Origin of the sequence: Mesorhizobium sp. M8A.F.Ca.ET.207.01.1.1, from assembly GCF_004794715.1 — a bacterium.
Lineage (GTDB): Bacteria > Pseudomonadota > Alphaproteobacteria > Rhizobiales > Rhizobiaceae > Mesorhizobium.
Genome location: NZ_SRUS01000315.1, coordinates 1 through 332 on the forward strand (window position 1 = coordinate 1; position 332 = coordinate 332).

Annotated in this window: 1 protein-coding gene; it reads left to right on the forward strand. The window is 70.8% G+C overall.

Annotated elements, in window-relative coordinates; genetic code table 11:
* Window positions 1-332: 2-amino-4-hydroxy-6-hydroxymethyldihydropteridine diphosphokinase (gene folK, locus EN850_RS34710; RefSeq protein WP_136093012.1), on the forward strand; the 332-nt coding region annotated here is incomplete at both ends.

Consider the following 332-nt stretch of genomic DNA (forward strand, 5'->3'; position numbering starts at 1 on the left):
GCCTGCCCGGGACCCGCCTGCGCCAGGCCTCGCGGCTTTACGCAACGCCGGCCTGGGGCAAGGAAGACCAGCCGCCGTTCGTCAATGCAGCGGCCTCGGTCGAAACCACGTTGCCGGCCGATGAGTTGTTGCAGGCGATGCTGGCGCTGGAGCAGCGCTTCGGCCGCGTGCGCGATCCGGCGGTGCACTGGGGGCCGCGCGCGCTGGACCTGGACCTGCTGCTGTATGGCGCGCAGGTGCTCGATCAGCCGGGCCTGCAGGTGCCACACCCTTACCTGCACGCGCGTGCCTTCGTGCTGGTGCCACTGGCCGAAATCGCACCGGATCTGGCC